Raw genomic sequence first — 1,459 nt, forward strand, 5'->3', positions numbered from 1 at the left:
CGGGCGTGCCACCAACGGTTGTTCATCGCGAATCGTGTTCGATGGAGCTGGGCCAGGAACCACCAGCGCTTGTGCTGGCCGTACCCCTTGGCCTCCTCCACCGGGAGTCCGAGTTGAATCATCTTCCTGACCCGGGTTCGCGGCTTGAACCACTGTTTCATCAGGCACATCCGTAGACGGCTTCGGATCCAGCTGTCGAGGTCGGCAAATAACCGGCGTGTTTCCGCCAGCCGAAAGTAGCTCGTCCAGCCTCTGAGGTACTTGTCGAGGCGGGCCAGCTTGACCTCGATCGATTCTCGATCATGTCCTCGGGTCAGTTGCTTGACCCGTCTCTTGAAGCGCTTGATCGTCTCTGTGCTGCAGCGGATCCGGGGGTTGGCCATCCCAAGGAAGCCATATCCCAGGAAACTGCTGCGCGAGGCGGCCACGACGCGACTCTTACTCCGGTTCACCGGGAGTTTCAGCCGTGTCTCCAGAAAGGCGGTCGTGCTTTCCTTGACCCGGCGACCCGCCCGACGACTCTTGACGTAGACCTGACAGTCATCGGCGTATCGGCAGAACCGATGGCCTCTGGCGTCCAGTTCCTTGTCGAGATCATCGAGTAGGATATTGCTGAGCAAGGGACTCAGGGGAGACCCCTGAGGCGTGCCTTTCTCGCGCTGGCTGACGAGACCACCCATCATCATCCCCGATTGCAGGTAGCGGCGGATCAGGCCAAGCAAACGCTTGTCGGGAATCCGCTTCGCCAACCTGGCCATCAGGATGTCGTGGTTGACCTGGTCGAAGAACTTCTCCAGGTCGATGTCGACCACGATGTTGTGGCCCTGCTTGACGTAGTCATGGGCCTGCTCAATCGCCTGCCAGGCGTTCCGGCCCGGTCTGAAGCCGTAGCTTGAAGGTGAGAAATCCTTCTCGTAGTGGGGGCTGAGCACTTGATGGATGGCTTGCTGGATCAGACGGTCCACCACGTTGGGGATGCCCAACATGCGGTACTTCCCTTTCCCTTTCGGGATGTGAACCGTCCTGACCGGCCCTGGCTGATAGGTCCCTGTCCGGAGTGCTTCTTTGAGCTCCAGCCATGACGCTTTCAGAAAGTGCCCGGTCTCTTCAATGGTGCGTGTATCGGGGCCAGGGGCCCCTTTGTTGCGCTGCACCCGGCCCCATGCATCCGCCATATTGGCGCTGTCCAACACATCATCCATGGATACCGGGTAGCAGGGTTCACAAGGTCTCCAGCCTGCGGTCGGTCTGCCGCTGCCAGTAAACTGCGGTCGGTTGTCATCGCGTTGGTCAGAGATCACAGAGAGACCTTTCACTTGCCTTTGGCCCTTCGGTGGGATGTTGCCACCTACTATGGCCGCTGCTGACTTCCCTCACGCCCTTGCCTCCCCTCCCGCTGAGCGGTTGGCTTGGCTCCGGCGGTCGTGAGGGACCTCCCGGGGTAAGACGCACATCTTTC

General features: G+C 60.2%; 1 protein-coding gene. It reads right to left on the reverse strand.

All coding sequences use genetic code 11. From position 1 onward, the window contains the following. A partial coding sequence (gene ltrA / locus Q1K09_RS13025) for a group II intron reverse transcriptase/maturase (RefSeq protein WP_300345906.1) occupies positions 1 to 1,202 on the reverse strand: 1,202 nt, incomplete at its 3' end. Positions 1,203 to 1,459 lie beyond the last annotated feature (257 nt).

It is taken from the genome of Nesterenkonia sp. (assembly GCF_029265375.1).
Classification (GTDB): Bacteria; Actinomycetota; Actinomycetes; order Actinomycetales; family Micrococcaceae; genus Nesterenkonia.